Genomic DNA, 21,345 nt, shown 5'->3' on the forward strand with positions numbered 1-21,345 from the left:
GATATGCAGAAGCACGTCCATATTATTGGTGCTGGATTAAGTGGTTTGGTTGCGGCCACAGAATTTTTAAAAAAGGAGGCGTCCATGGCTATCGTGCGTTAGAAGGAACATTTTTAGGAGGCTGTATTTTCAGTGGCATCCGCGCAGCAGAAGGCATCCATAAAGACGTTACGAAATAATATAATTATGATATAATGAATCGGAACATTTTTAGGAGTTTATAATATCATGTCTCTATTTTATAAATGGCTCGCACTTTCATTTACAATTCTATCCGTTTGTTTAAGCGTGGGCACACTGATTGCCCCTTCATTGTTTCAAACTTTGGGGTTCCTTATATGTGCTTGGATCAGTCTATCCTTCATCATTTGCGTCATGGGTATCCTTAAAAGTTATGACTACATATTGTATATCAGTTTATGTCTCATCAATATGTGCGCATTAATATATAGCGTCTTTTCGCTTTACTTTTTATAAATCTGGACGGCGTACCCACTTAGAGTGAGAAAGCCATCAAAATTTACCCTCAGATAAATTTTGATGACTCTTTTAATAGCAATTAAATAGGAAATGAGACGTTATACGTACATTGAGCATCAGTAAAAGCATTTATCTCAAAATGCTATTTTGACTGATGTTTTTTCTTTTCTTCATTGCGTAAAACCACACGACGAATTTTACCAGAATTTGTTTTCGGCAAATGGTCGACAAATTCAATCGCGCGTGGATATTTGTAAGGTGCCACACTTTGCTTCACAAACTGTTGCATATCATGAATAAGTGCGTCACTTGCTTCATAGCCCTCTTGTAAAATAACGAAAGCTTTGACGATATTCCCTCGTTCAGGATGTGGGCTTGCGACAACGGCACATTCTTTCACGGCTTCATGATGTGTTAATGCATCTTCTACTTCAAATGGCCCAATCGTATAGCCCGAGCTAATAATAATGTCATCTTTACGTCCTTCAAACCAAAAATAACCGTCTGCATCTTTTTGTGCCAAGTCGCCTGTGATGTGATACCCTGCGAGACGAGCTTCTTTCGTACGGGCTTCATCGTTTAAATACCCTTTAAACAACGCAGGTAAGTCTAACGGCACCGCAATATTGCCTTCTTCGTTAGGACCTAATTCCGTTCCGTCATCGTCTATAATGGTCACACCGGTTCCAGGTATCGCTTTTCCCATTGCACCTGGGCGTTTCGGCGTATCTTCTAAAAAGCCGATGAGTAATGTGCTTTCTGTTTGTCCATAGCCATCGCGTACTGTTAACCCAAAATGTTGTTCAAATTTATCGACCACATCTCGGTTCAGCGGTTCCCCTGCTGATACTGCACTACGTAAATGTGATAAATCGTACGAATCCAAATTATTTAGTTTCGCCATCATACGATACTCGGTCGGTGTACAACATATGACGTTAATCTTAAAGTCTTGGAGTAATTCTAAATAGCGAGAAGCTTTGAACTTTCCGTTATAGACAAATGCGGTAGCGCCTGAACCCATAATTGATAAAAAGGGACTCCATACCCATTTTTGCCAACCCGGTGCTGCTGTTGCCCACACGAGATCATCTTCTTGAATGTTTAACCACTGTTTCGGGGCAAGTTGCATATGCGCAAATCCCCATCCGTGCGTATGCATCACCGCTTTAGGGTTCCCTGTTGTGCCCGAGGTATATGATAAAATGGCCAAATCATCACGTGTTGTCGAGACGCTTTCCAATTCTTCAGGTTGTTTCATTTTTTCAGATGCTATTGCCGTCCAATCTTCATGTTCTCCATTGGCGAGCAATTTGATCAGGGTCTCATATTCTTCCACACGTTCAAATTCTTTAATATATTCAGGCATTGTAATTACCGCAGCCACACTGCCATGCGTAATGCGATATTGCAAATCTTTCGTGCGCAACATTTCCGAACTCGGAATAATGGTGAGTCCTAACTTTAAAGCAGCGATATAAATTTCATAAGTTTCAATCGCACGTGGAAGCATGACTAGAATGCGGTCTCCTTTTTTTAAACCACTTTTAGTTAAGACGTGGCCAACGCGATTCGCTTGTTTAATAAGCTCGGTGTAAGTAACTTTTTCAGGCGCATCAAAACCTTTTTCATAAATTAAGGCGAGCTTTTGTGGGTTTTGTGAATGTTTTTCAATTTCATCAACGATATTATAGTTTTTCGGTGCAACTAATTCAGCTTTGTTCATTTTTAAACTTCCTTTCTCTCTAAAATAATGGTATCAGAGGAACGGGCGTCACCAAAGAAAATACACTTATAGCGTAAAAAGAATTGACATCAGGTACTAAAATATGGCTTAAGTCGTTGATAATCGGAAACTGTTTCAGATTTTCATGCGAAAAAGTAGAACATATGTTCGCATTATGTTAGTATACATTTAGACCGGTTGATGACGTAAGAAATCTTTAAAATGGGGTGATGCTTATAGAGTCCATAAAACAAAGGAGTCGTATGTCATGTCAGATTATCAAATGCTGATGATTGTGTTCACCGTCATGAGCTTACTGATGATGACACAACAAAAAAAATAACCATTTAACACAGTGTTAAATGGTTTGCATATTATAAAATGTCGTTTATCGGTCATAAAGGGTTGGATGTTGCCGCATGCAACCCTTTTTTAATTTAAATTCATTGATACTATATCAGTTGACGATGGATAAGTCAAAATATGTGAATTAAACGTCGTTTATACGCAATAAGCCTTGGCATTTAGCCACTTTTTATTTTACTTTGAGCGACGTCCCGCTAGCTCTATAGAAGTGGATCTCAATTTTTTATTTCACACCTCAATCATTTCAAAATGCATTTCTACATTAATGAATCACTTTGTTCTAACTTAAACTTTTAACTCAATGTGTGCTTTCCGCTCACATAGTTATGCCTCGCGTCAGTCTTCCCGCGCTCTCCCGTTAGTCTACCCGAACCTCTCAAAATGCACTATATCAGCACTATATTAAATCAAGCTTCGTCACATTTAACAGGTGCTTAAATCGTCTTAAGAATGATTAAATAAAAACAATTTTAAAAAAATTCGTGATATAGTTAACTCATCAAACAAATAGGAGTGATTCTAATGAATGTAAACAAAGTCATTTTAACAGCAGTAACTACAGGAGTTTTAGCAACAGGTCTATTTGTCGCAGTCCCACACGCGAAAGCTGATGCCGCAGTTAAATCTCAGAACGGAATTGTTTTACAAGATGATTCACGTATCTTAGAACATGAGCTTGATTACGTCGGAATTATCGTCGATAAAAAAGCCGACAAAAAAATTAAGGCAAACTTAAAAGCTTACTTAAAATTACAAGGATTCAATTCCGTATCAGACTTTGTAAAAAAAGCAAAATCTCAAGGTTTAGATACGTCTAAATACGACTACTTAATTAAAAAATAAAAAAACTACTATAAATATATGTCTAACTTCAAATCTTGCGCCATGACTCCCCGTCATGGCGTTCTGTTTTGTCTCACCCCTCAAAAAGTGTACTTTGACACCTCTTCATATCGGCCATTAGTCTGATTTGTTACGAATTCGAAATAAATTGTTGATATATTTTGTATACTGTGTATAATATGATTTGTAATCAATCAAGCGAATTAAACGAAATAGAAAAGGATGCGAATTGAAGATGTCAAAATTACTTTATATTACTGCACACCCATTAGATGAATTAGTTTCTAACTCAATGGCTGCTGGAACAGCATTTATTGAATCTTATAAAGAAAACCACCCTGAAGATGAAATCGTACACATCGATTTATTTAAAGACTATATTCCATTTATTGATGGAGATGTATTTTCAGGTTGGGGCAAATTACAAAATGGCGAAGCTTTAACTTCAGAAGAAGAGAAAAAAGTTTCACGTTTAAATGAACTTTCAGATCAATTTGTATCTGCTGATAAATATGTATTTGTCACACCAATGTGGAACCTTTCATTCCCTCCAGTAATGAAAGCTTATATCGACTCAGTTGCTGTTGCAGGTAAAACATTCAAATATACTTCAGAAGGTTCTGTAGGTCTTTTAACTGATAAAAAAGCCCTTCACATTCAATCTCGTGGCGGCTATTACAACGAAGGTCCTGCTAAAGATTTAGAACATGGTGATAGCTACCTTCGCGCAATGATGACATTCTTCGGTGTACCAACTTATGAAAATGTTATTGTTGAAGGTCACAACAAAGCACCAGAACGTAGCGAAGAAATCAAATCTGCTGCTATTCTTAAAGCTAAAGAATTAGGTCAAACATTCTAAGATATCAAAAATCCCCCTATCTCATGAGGAGATAGAGGGATTTTTTTATTTTGTTTGTACTATTTTGTAATAAATGGTCGAAGTCACCCAGTACATGAGGCCATAAGTTATAACAACGGCAAATATAACAGCAATATAACTCGTTAAAAATAGTGAGATATCTCGAACTCCTAAAATACCTAATAGATAATAAATAATTTTACCTGCAAAAAGGGTATGAATGAGAGCAACAATAATAGGCAATACGAACACCCACATAATTTGTTTGTAATACAACATGAGGAAAGTGCCTACTAACAAGACGATGGATACGACCATCCCCAAGAATATTAATCCTCCGTTAAGTTCATAGAGTGACTTTCTTACTTCATCTTTCACAGTCACATGGACACCATATTTCTTCTCAAGTTTCGGAATCGCTTTTTCAAATGCTTCCTTGTCAGATTGAAGATTGAAACTAATGGATGTATTACCTAAATCTTGTTTGGATTGTTGCTGTTCTTGATTTGACGCATAATAATTAGAAATGTCTTTATACGTTGCATCATCCTTCACAATCACATATAAAGAATCTCCCGCGATTTGGTTTCCAATTTCATCTTTATCACTTGTAATTACTTTATACGTTTTTCCTGCCACTTTTACTTTGTCCAAATTTTTAAACTTAGGTGAACTTGAGGCAATAACGATTTCGTCGTCTTTTAAATGTATGTGTTGATTTTTTGCCTTATTATGATCTTTCTCAGTCACAAACACGCCATAGACGAGTTGACTCGTATACATTCCCATTTCATGAGGTGATTTTTTAAACGCCCCATCTTGATATTTGAACGCAATCATCTGTGTTGCAGTCACTCGGAATCGATCCACTGGCGCAATTGACGCAACCTCTTTTTGAAATGACGCCACACGCTGTTTTGTCTCTTGATTGTAGTTATGATTTCCATCAAAGTATACGTCGTAATCTTCTTTCACTTGTTTATTCACTTGTTCTTCAAGACCTCGGTATGTCGTGAGGGTCATCCCCATTGTCACAATCAAAAATGTGCACAACATCGTAATACTGGCGAGACCTACCACATTGGTTTTTATACGTGACAACAAACCAGAAATGGAAAAGAAATTTTTTGGCTTATAATAGATTTTGGGCATGCGTTTCAAGCCCTGTAATAGTAAAATACTCAACGACATAAACAAGCAATAGGTACCTATCAACACACATAAGATAGCATTAAATATTCTTTGGAACGAACTGGCTATCGTTTCAGTTGTAAGGGCGAGATAATACCCAAAACTTAAAGCGATGATCCCTAAGAGACACATCGGAATCAGTATCCGATTTCTCGTTTTTTTCTCCCCTGCATAACTTTCATTCATCAACTTGATAGGACTTCGTGTACTAGTATGAATCAAATTAATCATAAACAAGATGAGGAATAATCCTCCACATAATAATAGTGTTATCCCTGCTGCCTTCATACTAAATGGATATTGCATAATAGAAATTTGAGTTTTACTAATGAGCTTATTCAACATAACGAACAGTAAGTTTCCGAATAAATACCCACCAACAATACTTAAAATACTCGTCAATATCATTTGAACACTTAATTCAAACAATGAAATGAGATGTAAGTGTCTTTTCTCTAATCCAAGCACCATTTGTAAGGCATATTCTTGGCGGCGCCGCTTCATAATAAAACTATTGGAATAGATGATAAAAATACTCGTCAATATCATTAAAATGACATTGATCGTTTTTAAAAATAATGGCAAGTCAGGGTGACGTTCTAATATATAATCATTGTAAATAATCGAAATGATGATATATTCTAACCCCAACATAATACTTGCGGAAAGGATAAATGGAATGAACAGTGTCTTTAACGCAATAAAGTTACGTTTCACGAGTTTTAAAATCAATGGTAGTGTCATTTTAGACACCTCTTCCATTTAATAGCGCTAAACTATCAGAGATACGCTTTTGAAAACCTTGTTGCGTTTCATCCCCTTTATACAGTTCGTGATACAACCCACCATCTTTAATAAATAAAATGCGATTCGCAAATGACGCATCTTGGATCGAGTGTGTCACCATTAAAATCGTTTGTTGTTGTTGATTGATTTCTTTAAAAACCGACATAATTTCATCTGAGGTTTTAGAATCTAGTGCCCCTGTGGGTTCATCTGCTAACAAAAGTTGGGGCTTGTTAATTAATGCACGCGCAATCGCTACACGCTGTCTTTGTCCCCCTGAAACTTGATACGGATATTTTTCTAGCAGTTTTTCAATACCTAATTGATGGGTCACTTGTTCGATACGACTTTGCATTGTATTGACGTCTTTATGAGACAACACGAGTGGCATTAAAATGTTATCTTTGTTGCTCATCGTATCCAATACGTTAAAATCTTGAAAGACAAACCCTAATTCATCACGACGAAAACGTGCGACCGCTTTATTTTTCAATTGGTGTAACGCTTGTTCATTAATCGTAATCGACCCATCTGTCGGACGATCAAACGTGGCAATCAGATTCAACAACGTCGACTTTCCTGAACCCGATTCCCCCATAATAGCGACAAACTCACCTTCTTGCACATCAAAACTCATATCCTTAAGCGCCGTCACTTGATTCGTGCCTTTACCATATACTTTTTTCAAATGTCTCACACTTAGTAGCATAGGTACTCCCTCCTTCACTCTTTGACTTTAGTGTATAGAATAAAGAAAACAGCAACATTTATAATTTCTTACAAAAGTTGCTGGCAAACTTACATTTTTGAAAGATTGGATTCGTGAGGAAAATAAATTGTAAAGGTGGTAGAACGTCCCGGCTCTGAAACAACTTCAATTGGATGTTGTAACTTGTTGGAAATTTGCTTCACGACAAACAAACCAATGCCGCTCGATTTTTCATTTAAACGTCCATTCATCCCGGAATAGCCCTTTTCAAATATTTTCGGCAAATCGGCTTTCTGAATACCGATGCCATTATCACGCACTGAAAGCGCATTTTGCTCATTATCAAATGTCACCCAAATGTCCCCGCCCTTCGCATATTTCAGAGCGTTATTTAACAATTGTTCTATCATAATTCGTGTCCATTGGGCGTCCGTCGTCACGCTTTGATTTAAATTTTCAGTATGTATTCGAGTATGATGCTCAATAAAATGTAAAGCATAACGCTGTATTAATGGTTTAACAATCACATCGAGGGACACTTTTTCAGCGACCATATCTGTTTCATGGTTTAATAATTTTAAATAGTTGAGCGCTAAATTCGTATAATTTTCAATTTCGGTAATTTCTTGACGTACCTGGTTAATGGCTCCCGCTTCATTTCGTTCAAGTAGTAATTTAGAAGCTGTTATCGGTGTTTTGATTTGATGAATCCACGTTAAAAAGTAATTTTCAATTTCTTTTTGATATGAACGATGCGCGATTTTTTCTTCTCTTAAATCTTGTCTTAGCCTCTCATTCATTTGTTTAACTGTTTCTTCTTTCTTAAAATAAATCCATCGTATGACTAAATAGATTGCAAATACAAATAGTCCAATCGCACAAGAAATGGCATAGGCTTCCTTAGATAACTCAAAAATGTAAAAAACACTGAGAAATAGTAAATACGTTAATACAAATATTACAAGCTCACTTTTCATCATTTTTAGAAAATGCACGTTCTCACCTTCTCTACACTTTGTATCCGACATTTTTCTTCGTTTGAATCAACTCTGTTAATCCTAATTGTTTTAATTTTTTTCGTAAACGTGACATATTGACGGCCAATGTATTATCATCTATAAAATTTTCGGATTGCCAACACTGTTCTATCAGCGCATTACGACTGACAAATTGATCTTCATTTAAAAACAGCAATTGTAAAATTTGAAGTTCCGTTAAGGTAAGTGAAATGGTTTGACCTTGATAATAAAGTAATGCCTTTTCCGTGATTAACTGACATCCTTTAACGTTGAGTTCCGTTTGTTCCACTTTAAAATCGTAAGACCTTCTTAATAGCGCCTGTATTTTCATAATGGTTAAATTTAAATTGAATGGTTTTTCAATAAAATCATCCGCTCCCATTTGCATGGCCATCATTTGGTTCATATTATCAGAGGCTGAACTGATGAAAATAATAGGGACGTTTGACGCTTTACGTATTTCCTGACACCAGTGGAAACCGTTGAAATTCGGGAGGTTAATATCTAATAAAATTAAGTGCGGCTTCATTTCTAAAAAACGGTCTTTAATATGTATATAGTCTTGAACATTTATCGCTTCATGATTCCACTTACGTAATTCTTGCACTAAACTATTGGCAATCGTGAAATCATCTTCAACAATCATAATCTTCATTGGATTAACCTCCTTTTTTATCATATTACCATAACTTGAAAAATAGAATTCTTAACTTCAAATTTCGCGCACTGTTTTTTAAATTCGGGTATAGGTAGCTATCATAGTATTTAAAAAGGATGAATAACATGATTAAAGCGGTAACTTATTTCAACTTTGGCAATGCTTTAGAAGCTTTAACGTTTTATGAAGAAAAACTCGGCGCAGAAATCGTATCGAAAACCATGGGCGATGACGAGATGTTTAAAAATCTACCGGAGGAATACAAAATGCCATATGAGGTGGCCAAACGTTTTGTGATGAATGCAGAATTTAAGATTTTAGGGCAACACTTTATGGTCAGTTCCACACAAGGTGAACGTCCCGTTAATAATGAAGGCATGAACGTCTGTTTTACATTTGATGGCAATGATGAAGAGGACGTAAAAGCGGCGACAACGTTTTATCAACGTGCTTTGGATGCAGGTTGCCAAGAAACAATGCCCCTCGGTGAAACAGAATGGTCAAAACTGTATGGCATGTTTCAAGATCCGTTCGGGGTCACATGGATGAATAATGCTTGCTAAAACAAAAACGCTGTTCGTCATTACGATGAACAGCGTTTTTGATGTTTCACGTGACACACTTATACTTTTCTTAGTGACATTATAATGGCAAACATAGGTTTTTCAAATTGCAATGATACTTGGCCTCGTTGTCGTTCCAATAAATTTTTCACAATATACAATCCCACACCTGTTGTTTGATTTGTACGACTTTCATCCAACGTATATGCGCGCTCAAACAACTTTTGAACTTGCGCATCATTCATCCTATATTCTGTATCATTTTCAATATGTATATTGATGAATTCTTGTGTTTCTACAAAACGAACTTTTGCTTGATTCTTACCATATCTCAAAACATTTTGAATGATATTGTTTACTACTCTTATCATTGCTTCTTTGTGAGCTAAAACTTCCAATACATTTGAGTTTTCAAATGTGATTTGTATGCCCTTATTGTCAAATTGTTTAAAATAGGACATAAATTGTGCCTTAATGAATTCCACAATATCCATAGTTTCTAAATCTAGCTCATAATCAAAAGCATTTAGATACGTCAGTTCATGGAATAGGTTGACGCTCTTTATTAAATGTGTCGTTTTCTCGTCGATTACTTGAATATACTTTAACAAGTCTTCTTTATTATCAGTCTCTTTTATTATTTCAGTGTATCCTTTAATTGCAGTCAATGGGGTTCTTAAATCATGTGATACATTATTAATTTCTTTATTCAACATCAGTTCTTTTTTTCGATAAAAGTAGCGATAGTTTCTCAGTTGGTTCATGTAAGTGTTTAGTTCATTAAGTAACGCTTGACTCTGCTTTAATCCGGTCGCAGAACGCATGTATTGATTAGTTTCTACGTCTTGATTTATTTTTATGAGTTGTTGCGTAAAATATTCGACTTCTTTCTTTAGGCTGAAATATCGAAGACCTAAAAAAACAATTATTACAACCAGTACTGCGCCTATGCCATAAGCCATGAACTTCACATCTTCCTTAAAATTAGTATTCTACTTTTTTAAATTTAACATAACCCAAAATCAAGCTAAATATACCAATGCTTAATCCCACTAGCCAACACTTTAAATCAATATGGACCTTATCTAACATGTACATTTGCATATTTTGATCCAATAAATATTGTGGTGTCAATCTATATATAGGGGCAAATGCTTTGTTTATAGTCATTAACCCATAGAAAATTTGTTTGGAAAATAGAAAAATGAAAAGTATCCACATTAAGACTCCAATCGTTTTATATCTAGAACTGTATAACGCATGACTTGTTGCAAGAGCACCAAATATGATGGGTGCCATATTTAAAAAAGAAATAGTTATGTCCAGACTATATCTCCATCCATCTTCAAATAAATTTATTCCTAGTGTGAGTAAAATCACATAAGCGATTATACTAACAATTGAAAAGTAACAAAGTACTGCTAAAAATTTACCAAAATATATCGATTGTTTGGAGATATCATAAGCGATACTGACTTTTTCACTTTGCTGAAACTCTTTGGAGTGCACAAACTGGTTAACCATTATACACAGTAAAATAAGCAATCCACTAAATCCTAAAACATTTATGTAGTAAAAGCGAGCATTATCGTATGGGAAAGTAGCCTCTTGTTTTCCAGATACGTAAAGAACCACACCGGCTAAGATGATAAGCAAAAAGCATATTATTGCAAAAATATAGAACTTTTTAGTTCGCAGTATTAAGTAACATTGACTTTTTAATAAATTTATCATTAAATTTCACCTCTTTCCTCAATAAAAAAATAATCTTCTAAATTAAAACCTTTTTCTTGGATTTGATAAACACGAATATCACTTTTCCACAATAAATCATTAATCTCACTAGCATTCATCACATTAGATTTAATAGATATCGTATCGTCAGACAACACTTTATACTCTAAATTTTTATCACAAAGATCTAAAACTTGAACCGCTTTACTCGTTCTATCCACTTTTATTAAAATTGATTTCGTGACTTTTTTAAATAAAACATCCCGGCTCACTGACTCTACTATCTTTCCTTTTTCAATAAATACAAATTGTGTTGCGATTTGTTGTAACTCACTCAAAATATGACTTGCGATTAAAATTGTAATACCATATTCTTTATTCAATTGAATGACAAGATTACGAAAGCCTCTAATTCCCTCTACATCTAATCCATTTATTGGCTCATCGAGCACTAATACATCAGGTCCATTTAATAAAGCTAAAGCAATACCTAATCGTTGCTTCATCCCCAAGGAGTATGATTTAACTTTTTTCGTTTCCTCTCCCAATCCAACTTTTAATAAAACATCTTGAATGTAACTTTGATTTACTCCCCCATTTTGTATAGCAAAATATTCTAGATTTTGTTTAGCGTTAAATTGAGGTATAAAAACTGAGGTATCTATTAGAAAGCCAATTCGTTTTCTCATTTCATTTTTCACTTTATCTGATTTACCGAAGAATTTGATTTGGCCATCTGATGGTGAAATTTGGTTTGCAATTAATTTAATAAAAGTAGATTTACCTGCTCCGTTCCTACCAATAAGCGCACAAATCTCTCCTTTTTTTAAAGTGAAATCAACAGGATATAACGCAAATTGATTGTCATAATTTTTACATAGTTGTTTTGTCTCGATAACATCACTCATAAAAAAAACCTCCTCCTATATTTTTACTATAGAAGAAAGCTTTTTAAATTACTTTAAGTAAAATATAAAGAAAGTCTTAAGATTTACACTAGCATAAATCCTATCCCCCACACAGTCTTAATATAAGAATCATTACTGTATTGCGCTAATTTTTTTCTCAAATTAGATATGTGAACATTAATCGTATTGTCGTCACCAATATACATGCCTTGAATAGATTCATAAATTTGTTTTTTCGTAAAGGGCGTTTCTGGTTTTGACATCAATAATTTTAATAAATCAAACTCGGTATTAGTAAGTTCAATAGTGTGGTCGTTTAACGTCAGACATCTCTTCGTTTTGTTTAGTTTAAGACCTTTCCATGTTATCGTTCTATTTGAAGACTCCGTGCGAATATTCCTCAGTTGAACTTGAATTCTCGCACTAAATTCTTCTTTATCAAACGGTTTGATAATGTAATCATCTGCTCCCAAAAGCAGTAAGTTGACTTTGTCATTCACCTCAGATTTAGCAGAAACGACTATCACTCTAGCTTTGGATAACCGTTTTAAATCTTCGATAATTTCATCTCCGGATTTTCCTGGTAACATAAGGTCTAAAATAATAAGATCAAACACTTCACTTTGTGCCTTTTCTAATCCGTCTAACCCGGTATACACAATGGTTGACTGTGTGTCTAAACGTGCCAAATATAAGGAAATAATATGTGCAATTTCCACATTATCCTCGATTATTAATGCTTTATACTTCATTTGTGCACCTCAAAATTTTTGATGTACTTATATTATAGCAATATGTCAACATGTAAAACTGTTATATAAATGCAAAACTTTATTCTTAAACACCCTTATTTCAAGTAGTCTAACACAACGGCCCCAACTGCTTTTGCGGCCACTAATAAAGATTTCTCACTGATTTTAAATTTTGGATGATGATGCGGATAAGCCTCTCCTTCTTCAGGTTGGGCGCCGACATAAATAAAAGCGCTCGGTTTTTCTTTCGCATAATACGCAAAATCTTCTGATGGCGGTTGGGGCTCGACTAATTCGATATCTAAACCGGCCTCAGCAATCGTATTTGCGACATAGTCTGTGAACTCTGGATTGTTATATAATGCCGGATAGTCATCGTGGTAATCGAGTTCACTAGTCACACCAAATGTTTCTTCTAATCCATGGGCCAATCGTTTAATTTCTTTCTCAATTTTTGCTTTTGTGTCATCTGTTAACGCACGAACGTCCCCTTCAAGTTCAACGGCATCTTTAATGACATTAAATTGCCCTTTGCCGTCAAACGATCCAATCGTTACTACGCCTGTTTCAAATGGGTTTAATCGACGTGAAACAATCGTTTGTACGTCCATCACAAAAGCACTTGCAGCCACAATGGCATCATTCGCAGTATGTGGTGAAGACCCGTGTCCACCTTGACCTTTCACTTTGAGTTTAAAAAAGGCGCGTCCGGTTTGAGCAAATTCTGGACGATAAAATACTTTCCCCGCTTCCATCTGACTCATGACGTGTACACCGAGGACATGATCAACCCCCTCTAATACACCATCACGAATCATTGCTTGAGCTCCTCCAGGAGGCACTTCTTCTGCAGGTTGGTGAATGACGATGACTTTCCCCGTCAATTGATCTTTCATCTCAATTAAAGTTTCCACAAGTATCAACATATAAGCGGTATGGGCATCATGGCCACAGGCATGCATAACCCCTTCCACTTGGGAACGAAAAGGAACATCTGCCTCTTCTTGAATAGGTAATGCATCGAAATCGGCACGAATCGCAAGTGTTTTCCCGGGACGACCCGAATCAATTTCAATTTTGATTCCTCGTGGCCCTACATTTTTTGTGATTTTGACCGCTTTGTCTTTATAAAAATCTTCAATATACTTTGCGGTTTGTTCCTCATGAAAGGATAACTCTGGATGTTGGTGAAGATAACGTCGTATTTCAATCATGCGTTGTTCTTTCGATTCTAAAACTTCAAAAAGTGATTTAGCCATTTTAATCCCCTTCAATAACAAATTGTATTAATTTAAGTGTAACGTATTTGTTTGTTCTATATAAAAAAAGAACCTTATCCCTAAGGCTCTTTTTCATAAAATTAGTATTTGTATGGATCTTTTTGAATGTCTTTTGAACGTTGTTCCGCTTCGGCATTTTCAAAGTGTTGGTCCACTTTAGGGCGTTGTGGATTATGGTTTTCTACGTGCTCATAACCTTCAGGCGATGGTTGTGTCGCTGTGTTTTTATATGGCGCATTTTGTCGATTTTGTACTGGCTTTCTTACGAGTAGCATGATACCTGCAATAAGCCATAAAACGCCTGAAATTGAAACTAATAAACTGAGGACGCCCGCAATTAATAATAAAATACCTGCTAATTTCGCATTTTTATTAATAAAGATACCGCCCACGACAGCTAAGATGAGTAAAATGATGCCGCCAATGACACCAAATGTTATCATAAAGGTAAATAGTGTTGTTACATCGTTCGCTTCTTGAAGTGTATAGGCCCCATCTGAAACTAAACTTTCTTTAAAATCATCTCCACTAGCACCAAAAAATAATGCGAAAAAGGCAATGATTAGCATTCCAATCGTTTGTAAACCGACACCGATCCACGTTAATACATGTTCTGCTGTTCTTTTCATAGTCTCAATCTCCTTGTTGTTTTCTATAATGTTAAAGGATATTAATGCGTTCTTCAATACAAACACGAACCTATTTTCTTAAAAATTAGTTTAAATTTAACTTATATAACACTTGTATGTTTCATCTTAATCTACACTCCCCATTATAAAACCAACGTATTCATCGCTGAAAATTAAATAATTTTACTTCTAAAACACTATTATCATAAAGTTATTTCAGATTTACATTCCGTTCGATACATATCTTTTATAAACTTTTACTTTCAAATAAAATCTCAGTTAATTTTCATCTCTCCTTTTATTTGTAAGCGTTTACAATAGCGACATTATCCCATTTCATTTACTTAACTTTTATATATTATACCTTTCACAAAAGAAAACGCGTTATATTTATATATTGTTCAAAGCGATTTTGATTTCATATCAAAAAACATTTTTGCGAATTGTTGTTATTTTCAGATAATAGGTATAAAATACTCGCATACAAATAAGCAAGGGGTAAAATGCTATGATTTTTTACATTTAACAACTCAAGGGGAAGCATTAAAAATCAAAGGGGTATTATTCACTTTAAGGTGATGGGAGAGAACATTTATGACAAATGAATTAAAAAGAGAATTGAGCAACCGCCATATTCAGTTGATAGCGATTGGCGGAGCTATCGGTACCGGACTGTTTTTTGGATCAGGGAATACGATCTCAAAAGCAGGTCCCTCGATTTTATTTACTTATATGATTGTCGGTTTCTTCTTATTTATGTTTATGCGTGCAATGGGAGAAATTTTATTAGCTAAGTCAAAATTTAAATCCTTCCCAGAAGTTGCCCATGAATACTTAGGGCCATTTGCAGGATTTATTGTCGGATGGTCGTATTGGATGTCTTGGGTAATTACAGTTATGGCCGACGTGACAGCAATATCTCAATATATCAAATATTTTAATCCTAACATTCCGACATGGTTAACATGTTTTGCGATTATTCTATTATTACTTCTACTCAATTTAACAAGTACAAAATTATTTGGTGAACTTGAATTTTGGTTTGCGATTATTAAAGTCGTGACTATAATAGCATTGATTGTTGTTGGAGTAGTGATGGTATTTTTAGCTTTCAAATCACCTTCTGGTAACACAGCTCAAGTGTCGAATTTGTGGAGTCATCAAGGGATGTTCCCATTTGGACTTGCTGGTTTCTTAGCGTCATTCCAAATGGCTGTTTTCGCCTTTACGGGTATTGAATTTATCGGTATTACAGCAGGTGAAACAAAAGATCCTGAAAAAACACTACCACGTGCAATCAATAGTGTGCCACTCCGTATTATCATTTTCTATGTAGGCGCATTAGCGGTCATTATGATGATTGTGCCTTGGAATCAAATCGATCCAGCGAACAGCCCATTTGTTGGACTCTTCGCACTCGCGGGTATTCCTTTTGCGGCTGGATTGATTAACTTTGTCGTTTTAACAGCTGCCGCTTCTTCAGCCAATAGTGGTATTTTTGCGAATAGCCGTGTCCTTTTTACATTAGGGAACCAAAAGCAAGCACCTGAAGCGATGCACCGTTTATCTCGTCGTGGCGTGCCAAGAAACGCGTTACTTGTTACATGTGCATTGATTTCTTTAACAGTATTACTAAACTTACTCATTCCAAATGCGGAAACCGTATTTGTGTACATTACTTCTGTCGCAACATCCATTACAGTTGTGGTTTGGGCATTGATTGTTGTCGCTTATATTAGTTACTTCCGCAAAGACCATGCATTGCATCAAGCGAGCACATTTAAATTGCCAGGTGGTGTCTTTACCGCTTATGCTGTTTTAGCATTCTTTGCCTTTATCTTAGTTTTACTTTTAATTGAACCAAAAACACGTATCGGCTTTATCTTGTCACCGATTTGGTATGGCGTGTTGTCAATTGCCTATTGGAGACACCGTTCAACGATTAAAAAAAATGCCAACCAATTGCCTAAACATGCATAATGAAAAAGCATCCCCTCTTTTGAAGGGGGTGTTTTTTTCAGGATTTGGTAACCATACTTTTATTGAATCTTACACATTCGGATTTATGATTAGCCCTATCATAAACAAGTTTTTTGAAATTTCTAGCATTTTTTTAAAGTGATATTGTAAAATAGCATCTTTTTCTAAAGTGGAAGTCTCAATCATTTTGCCTACGCATTAACATAAATTAAAGCTAGATTTAAGCTGGATTTAATAGCTTTGTTTGGCATTCCCATTTAAACTATAACTACAATGCAATACCGACGTGATACCCGTAGATGGCAACCTAGATCTCTCACCATTATCACGTTGGGTTGCATTTTTTTATTCCATAAAGAAAGAGATGACAAAACATCATGATTTTAACGTTATTAGCTGCATTTTTTATTATTCGTTTGTATACCTTATACATATCGATTAACAACGCCAAAGCTTTAGTTGCTGAAGGTGCCAAAGAATACGGTCAAGCCAATTCAAAAGGACTCGCACTCACACATATTCTCATTTATGTTGGGGCAGCTATCGAGGCTTTTGTAAACCATACCACGTCAGGTTACATGAATATTTTCGGTCTTATTTTACTCATTCTCAGTTATTTCGTGTTATTTCATGTAATTCGTACGTTAGGACGTATTTGGACACTTAAAATTTTCATTTTACCTAAGCATCCAATTATTCATTCAGGATTATATAAAATTACAAAACATCCAAACTATTTCTTAAACATCGTTCCTGAACTGATAGGTGTATTGTTGTTAACAAGCGCCGCTTTCACGTGGATCTTGTTATTGCCGTATGCTTATTTCTTAATTAAACGTATTAAACAAGAAGAAAAAGTCATGGCCTCTTTACACTAATTCTATTTTCTACTCAACCTATATCATGTTTATACCATACAAATTTAAATTTCTTTGCCCGTACAATTCCATAATAAAAGCAAATGTAATATAATTAAGATATATTGGTTAAATATAAGCATTTGCTAATGGTTATAACTAAATTTGAAAGGTGATAAATATGTCTAATCAGTCAGAACCTAGAAACATCATTGTCGTAGGTGCTGGTGTGCTTAGTACGACGTTCAGTTCTATGATTAAAGAACTTGAACCAAGCTGGAACATTAAGCTTTATGAACGCTTAGATCGTCCAGGTCTTGAAAGTTCTAACGAACGCCACAACGCCGGTACAGGTCATGCTGCACTTTGTGAATTGAACTACACGGTCCAACAACCTGATGGTTCAATCGACATTGAAAAAGCGAAACACATTAACGAAGAGTTTGAAATCTCAAAACAATTCTGGGGCTTCCTAGTAAAAAATAACAATATTTCAAACCCTCGTGACTTCATTCATCCATTACCTCATATTAGCTTTGTGCGCGGAGTAAATAACCGCAAGTTCTTAAAGAATCGTTACGAAGCAATGAAACAATCACCAATGTTTGACAACATTGAGTACACAGAAGATATCGAAGTAATGCGCAAATGGATGCCATTAATGATGAAAGGCCGCGATGCGAGCGACATTATGGCCGCAAGTAAAATTGATGAAGGAACAGATGTGAACTTCGGTGAATTAACACGTAAAATGACAGCAAACATCGAAGCGCATGACAACGCTGAAGTAAAATTCAACCACGAAGTCATCGATTTCAAACAACGTGAAGATAAAAAATGGGAAGTTAAAATCCGTAACCGTAACAGCGGTGAAGTCTTCACTGAAATTGCACACCACATCTTTATTGGTGCTGGTGGTGGCGCGATTCCATTACTTCAAAAAACTGGAATTCCTGAAAGTAAACACTTAGGTGGTTTCCCAATCACAGGTCAATTCTTAACATGTACAAACCCTAAAGTTATCGAAGAACACGGGGTCAAAGTTTATGGTAAAGAACCACCTGGTACACCTCCAATGACAGTGCCTCACTTAGACACACGTTATATTGATGGTGAAAAAACGTTATTATTCGGACCATTCGCAAGTGTCGGTCCTAAATTCTTGAAAAATGGTTCTAACTTAGACTTATTCCGTTCGGTTAAACCATATAATATTTTAACGTTACTCGCTTCTGCAGCGAAAAACTTACCATTAATTAAGTATTCATTCGACCAAATCTTAATGACTAAAGAAGGTTGTATGAACCACTTACGTACGTTCTACCCTGAAGCACGTGACGAAGATTGGCAATTATACACTGCGGGTAAACGTGTTCAAGTGATTAAAGATACTGAAGAATACGGTAGAGGTTTCATTCAGTTCGGTACTGAAGTTGTGAACTCTCAAGACCATACAGTTATCGCATTATTAGGTGAATCACCAGGGGCTTCAACATCTGTGTCTGTTGCCTTAGAAGTTGTTGAAAAGAACTTCCCTGAATTGGCATCAGAATGGAAACCGAAAATCCAAAAAATGATTCCTTCATACGGTAAATCATTAATTGATGATCCTGCTTTAATGCGTAAAACACGTAAACAAACGTCTAAAGATCTTGAATTAAACTATTACGAATAAAAAGGAGTCGTTGCGACATGAAAGCATTAGTGACACTAACAGTCGTAGTTGGCGTCCTTGGTGGCGCGTTTGTTGCTTTAAAACGTTACCAACAACACGTAAACAAAGCACCAAATATCGAATACTAAGCCTAAAAAACACGTATCATGCGTCCATGATACGTGTTTTTTGATGCTTTAAAATCTTGTTTCATATGAAACACCACTATTCAGTTTTAGCAACACGACGTTCATAAACAAAGTTACCGATGTTCAATAAGATACCAAGAACAATGATACCGCCTGAAATCCAAGTGATTTGGGCGTAAGGTAACCCTTTACTGAGGAGACCTGAACCTAGCATCGCACCGAAAAAGTTCGCTAAATTAAAGATGGAGCCGACCATTGTACTGGCAAGTAACGGTGCGTCACTTGCCCCAAATATAATTTTACTGTTCAACAAAGGTGTGGTTCCAAAAGTCCCAAACCCAAATAAGAAGACAATAATGAACGCAAAAATACTGATAGGTAATGCGTAAACGAGTAAAACAATCGTTAAGAATAAGAGTAAAAATGAAATAAACAAGCCTATCGTTAACTTCTCTTCTGTAACATTACCAGAAACGACATTGCCAATAACGCCACCGAGTCCAAATAAAAATAGACAGATTGTAATACCCACTGTGCCAAAAGGCGACAAGTCTTTTAGCATCGGTTCAACAAAAGTATAAGACGTAAATACGCCCGAAAAACCAAAAACAATCATCGCAATCGTGATCAGAATCTGCGGTTGGCGAAAGGCTTTAAGTTCCTTTTTCAAATTCGGTTCCGCACTCATCGCAACGTCAGGCGTGAACTTCAATACCCCTAGTAACGTCGCGATAGCCACGAGCACCATAATACCGAAGACCACGCGCCAATTGGCTAAATCTCCTAAAAACGCCCCAAAAGGCACACCGATCATAATCGCAATTGTGAGCCCTGTTTGAACGAGCGCAATCGCCTGTGTGCGTTTAGACGGAGGCACAATTTGTGTCGCCACACTCATACTCACACCGAAAAACGGCGCATGCATCGCTGCTGATAATAATCGTGACAACAATAATACATAAAAATTAGGGGCTAACATCCCTAAAATATTACTCAAAATAAAGATACAAACAAAAATAGGTAATAATACCCGTGCACGGTAATGTAACGTGAAAATCCGCAATATAGGACCGATGAACGCTACGCTTAGGGCGTAAACACTGACGAGTAGCCCAGCTGTTGAAATCGGAACCCGCATATCGGATGCAATTTGAGACAATAATCCAATGACCACATATTCGGACATCCCAATCGCAAATGTCCCTAACATAAAGAAGAAAATTGTCATTTTCGATGATGGTTTCATCTCACGCCTCCCCCATTCGACACTATTTTCACACGCATGCAATGTTACCTAAAATAGCAGCAAAATGAAAGAAGGTTGCTTAGTTTACACAACCTTTATATTGTAAATTTGTCTCTATAAATACTGCACCTATTTTGTCACAACTTCGTAAAAATCCTTATTTTTCCTTACGTTAACGGCTCTTTTTATCTGGCACCCACCAAATGTAAATACTATTATTTTTGATTTAATTTACAAAATTGGTTAATAATGATGAATGATGGTTGCTATTTTTATTTTTTGTTTTCACAATCAAAGGAGGTTTTCAAAGTGAAACGTGAAGAACGACAAAAATTAATTAAAATGATTGTGCAACAAAACTGTATTACCTCTAAACAAGCATTGATTGACATTATCGAAGCACGTTTCGGCATTCATTATAGCCTTACAACAATTGCGAATGACTTATTGCAGTTGAACATACATAAACAACCGTCACAACATCACCCTGCACACTATCAGATGATGTATAACAATAAATCAAAATATCTTAAAATGCTCGAAAAGTTATATAACAATGAAGTTTTACGGATTTCTGTTGTCAATCAGTGTATATTAATTCAGTCTTCACCTGGTTTTGCACAAACGATTAATTTTTATATCGATGCTATAGAAAATAGCGCCATCGTCGGTACCATCAGTGGCAACGATACGACGATGATTATCACACGTTCAGAAGAAGAGGCCCATCATGTTGTCACGTTGTTATTTCCAACTCACGCACAATAGTATTTTTATACATGTAGATGTATCAACGACAGTTTTACGTCTCAGCTCTATACAAATATTCATCTATTATTCATTAAAAACTAAGGAAAAAGGCGTATCTTATGTAATAAAATAAACATTTCTGTATACACCTCTCTTTAAAACGGTAAATTTTCCTTCATTTATTTGTGAAATTAATCACGATG

Annotated in this window: 20 protein-coding genes; 8 read left to right on the top strand and 12 right to left on the bottom strand. The window is 35.8% G+C overall.

Annotation, left to right across the window (positions count from 1 at the left end; genetic code table 11):
- Positions 1 to 622: 622 nt before the first annotated feature.
- Positions 623 to 2,206 carry an acyl-CoA synthetase MbcS gene (gene mbcS, locus G8Y84_RS07825; protein WP_107363653.1) on the bottom strand — a complete coding sequence of 528 codons (1,584 nt, stop codon included), beginning with the start codon at positions 2,204 to 2,206 and terminating at the stop codon, positions 623 to 625.
- Between the two features lie 888 nt (positions 2,207 to 3,094).
- Here mbcS and spn point away from each other — a divergent pair.
- A complete protein-coding gene (gene spn / locus G8Y84_RS07830; RefSeq protein WP_165806256.1) occupies positions 3,095 to 3,415 on the top strand; it encodes an SPIN family peroxidase inhibitor in 321 nt (106 codons plus the stop codon).
- A 235-nt stretch (positions 3,416 to 3,650) separates the two neighbouring features.
- Positions 3,651 to 4,277, top strand: coding sequence for an FMN-dependent NADH-azoreductase (locus G8Y84_RS07835; RefSeq protein ID WP_037576676.1), 627 nt, complete (start codon positions 3,651 to 3,653; stop codon positions 4,275 to 4,277).
- Positions 4,278 to 4,322: 45 nt separating this feature from the next.
- Here the strand turns inward: G8Y84_RS07835 and G8Y84_RS07840 are convergent, their stop codons facing one another.
- The 4 genes from G8Y84_RS07840 to G8Y84_RS07855 form a co-directional block, all read right to left on the bottom strand.
- Positions 4,323 to 6,212, bottom strand: coding sequence for an FtsX-like permease family protein (locus G8Y84_RS07840; protein WP_165806257.1), 1,890 nt, complete (start codon positions 6,210 to 6,212; stop codon positions 4,323 to 4,325).
- A 1-nt stretch (position 6,213) separates the two neighbouring features.
- On the bottom strand, positions 6,214 to 6,963 hold the full coding sequence (locus G8Y84_RS07845) for an ABC transporter ATP-binding protein (protein WP_037576681.1): 750 nt from the start codon (positions 6,961 to 6,963) through the stop codon (positions 6,214 to 6,216).
- Positions 6,964 to 7,052: 89 nt separating this feature from the next.
- Complete coding sequence (locus G8Y84_RS07850) at positions 7,053 to 7,943, bottom strand: sensor histidine kinase (protein ID WP_232160146.1); 891 nt, start codon at positions 7,941 to 7,943, stop codon at positions 7,053 to 7,055.
- A gap of 28 nt (positions 7,944 to 7,971) precedes the next feature.
- Positions 7,972 to 8,637: a response regulator transcription factor gene (locus G8Y84_RS07855; protein ID WP_037576682.1), complete on the bottom strand. Its 666-nt coding sequence runs from the start codon at positions 8,635 to 8,637 to the stop codon at positions 7,972 to 7,974.
- A gap of 128 nt (positions 8,638 to 8,765) precedes the next feature.
- Between G8Y84_RS07855 and G8Y84_RS07860 the strand changes: the two genes are divergently transcribed.
- A complete protein-coding gene (locus tag G8Y84_RS07860) occupies positions 8,766 to 9,203 on the top strand; it encodes a VOC family protein (RefSeq protein ID WP_210433487.1) in 438 nt (145 codons plus the stop codon).
- A 59-nt stretch (positions 9,204 to 9,262) separates the two neighbouring features.
- On the opposite strand, the gene G8Y84_RS07865 is transcribed toward G8Y84_RS07860, so the two are convergent.
- The 6 genes from G8Y84_RS07865 to G8Y84_RS07890 all read right to left on the bottom strand — a co-directional run bounded on the left by G8Y84_RS07865 (position 9,263) and on the right by G8Y84_RS07890 (position 14,506).
- Positions 9,263 to 10,165, bottom strand: a complete 903-nt coding sequence (locus G8Y84_RS07865; RefSeq protein ID WP_165806258.1) for a sensor histidine kinase — start codon at positions 10,163 to 10,165, stop codon at positions 9,263 to 9,265.
- 22 nt (positions 10,166 to 10,187) lie between these two features.
- A complete protein-coding gene (locus G8Y84_RS07870) occupies positions 10,188 to 10,937 on the bottom strand; it encodes a hypothetical protein (protein ID WP_105965796.1) in 750 nt (249 codons plus the stop codon).
- A complete protein-coding gene (locus tag G8Y84_RS07875) occupies positions 10,937 to 11,845 on the bottom strand; it encodes an ABC transporter ATP-binding protein (protein ID WP_165806259.1) in 909 nt (302 codons plus the stop codon). The genes G8Y84_RS07870 and G8Y84_RS07875 overlap by 1 nt, the downstream gene beginning before the upstream one ends.
- A gap of 83 nt (positions 11,846 to 11,928) precedes the next feature.
- On the bottom strand, positions 11,929 to 12,597 hold the full coding sequence (locus tag G8Y84_RS07880) for a response regulator transcription factor (protein ID WP_105967358.1): 669 nt from the start codon (positions 12,595 to 12,597) through the stop codon (positions 11,929 to 11,931).
- Positions 12,598 to 12,692: 95 nt separating this feature from the next.
- Positions 12,693 to 13,856 (bottom strand): amidohydrolase, encoded by a 1,164-nt coding sequence (locus G8Y84_RS07885; RefSeq protein ID WP_165806260.1) that lies wholly within the window; start codon positions 13,854 to 13,856, stop codon positions 12,693 to 12,695.
- 101 nt (positions 13,857 to 13,957) lie between these two features.
- Positions 13,958 to 14,506: a DUF4064 domain-containing protein gene (locus G8Y84_RS07890; protein ID WP_103159545.1), complete on the bottom strand. Its 549-nt coding sequence runs from the start codon at positions 14,504 to 14,506 to the stop codon at positions 13,958 to 13,960.
- 594 nt (positions 14,507 to 15,100) lie between these two features.
- Between G8Y84_RS07890 and G8Y84_RS07895 the strand changes: the two genes are divergently transcribed.
- The 4 genes from G8Y84_RS07895 (at position 15,101) to G8Y84_RS07910 (ending at position 19,146) form a co-directional block, all read left to right on the top strand.
- On the top strand, positions 15,101 to 16,486 hold the full coding sequence (locus G8Y84_RS07895; protein ID WP_165806261.1) for an amino acid permease: 1,386 nt from the start codon (positions 15,101 to 15,103) through the stop codon (positions 16,484 to 16,486).
- Positions 16,487 to 16,863: 377 nt separating this feature from the next.
- Positions 16,864 to 17,364: an isoprenylcysteine carboxyl methyltransferase family protein gene (locus G8Y84_RS07900; RefSeq protein ID WP_165806262.1), complete on the top strand. Its 501-nt coding sequence runs from the start codon at positions 16,864 to 16,866 to the stop codon at positions 17,362 to 17,364.
- Between the two features lie 160 nt (positions 17,365 to 17,524).
- Positions 17,525 to 19,018, top strand: coding sequence for an L-lactate dehydrogenase (quinone) (gene lqo / locus G8Y84_RS07905; protein ID WP_037576697.1), 1,494 nt, complete (start codon positions 17,525 to 17,527; stop codon positions 19,016 to 19,018).
- Between the two features lie 17 nt (positions 19,019 to 19,035).
- Positions 19,036 to 19,146 (top strand): SE2200 family small protein, encoded by a 111-nt coding sequence (locus G8Y84_RS07910; RefSeq protein ID WP_069191690.1) that lies wholly within the window; start codon positions 19,036 to 19,038, stop codon positions 19,144 to 19,146.
- A gap of 76 nt (positions 19,147 to 19,222) precedes the next feature.
- Here G8Y84_RS07910 and G8Y84_RS07915 read toward each other — a convergent pair whose 3' ends face one another.
- Entirely contained in the window at positions 19,223 to 20,392 is a 1,170-nt protein-coding gene (locus G8Y84_RS07915; RefSeq protein ID WP_037576700.1) for an MFS transporter, read from the bottom strand.
- 309 nt (positions 20,393 to 20,701) lie between these two features.
- On the opposite strand from G8Y84_RS07915, the gene G8Y84_RS07920 reads away from it, so the two are divergent.
- Positions 20,702 to 21,160, top strand: coding sequence for an arginine repressor (locus G8Y84_RS07920; protein WP_037576704.1), 459 nt, complete (start codon positions 20,702 to 20,704; stop codon positions 21,158 to 21,160).
- Positions 21,161 to 21,345 lie beyond the last annotated feature (185 nt).

Source organism: Staphylococcus sp. 11511212 (genome assembly GCF_011394755.1).
GTDB lineage: Bacteria > Bacillota > Bacilli > Staphylococcales > Staphylococcaceae > Staphylococcus > Staphylococcus chromogenes.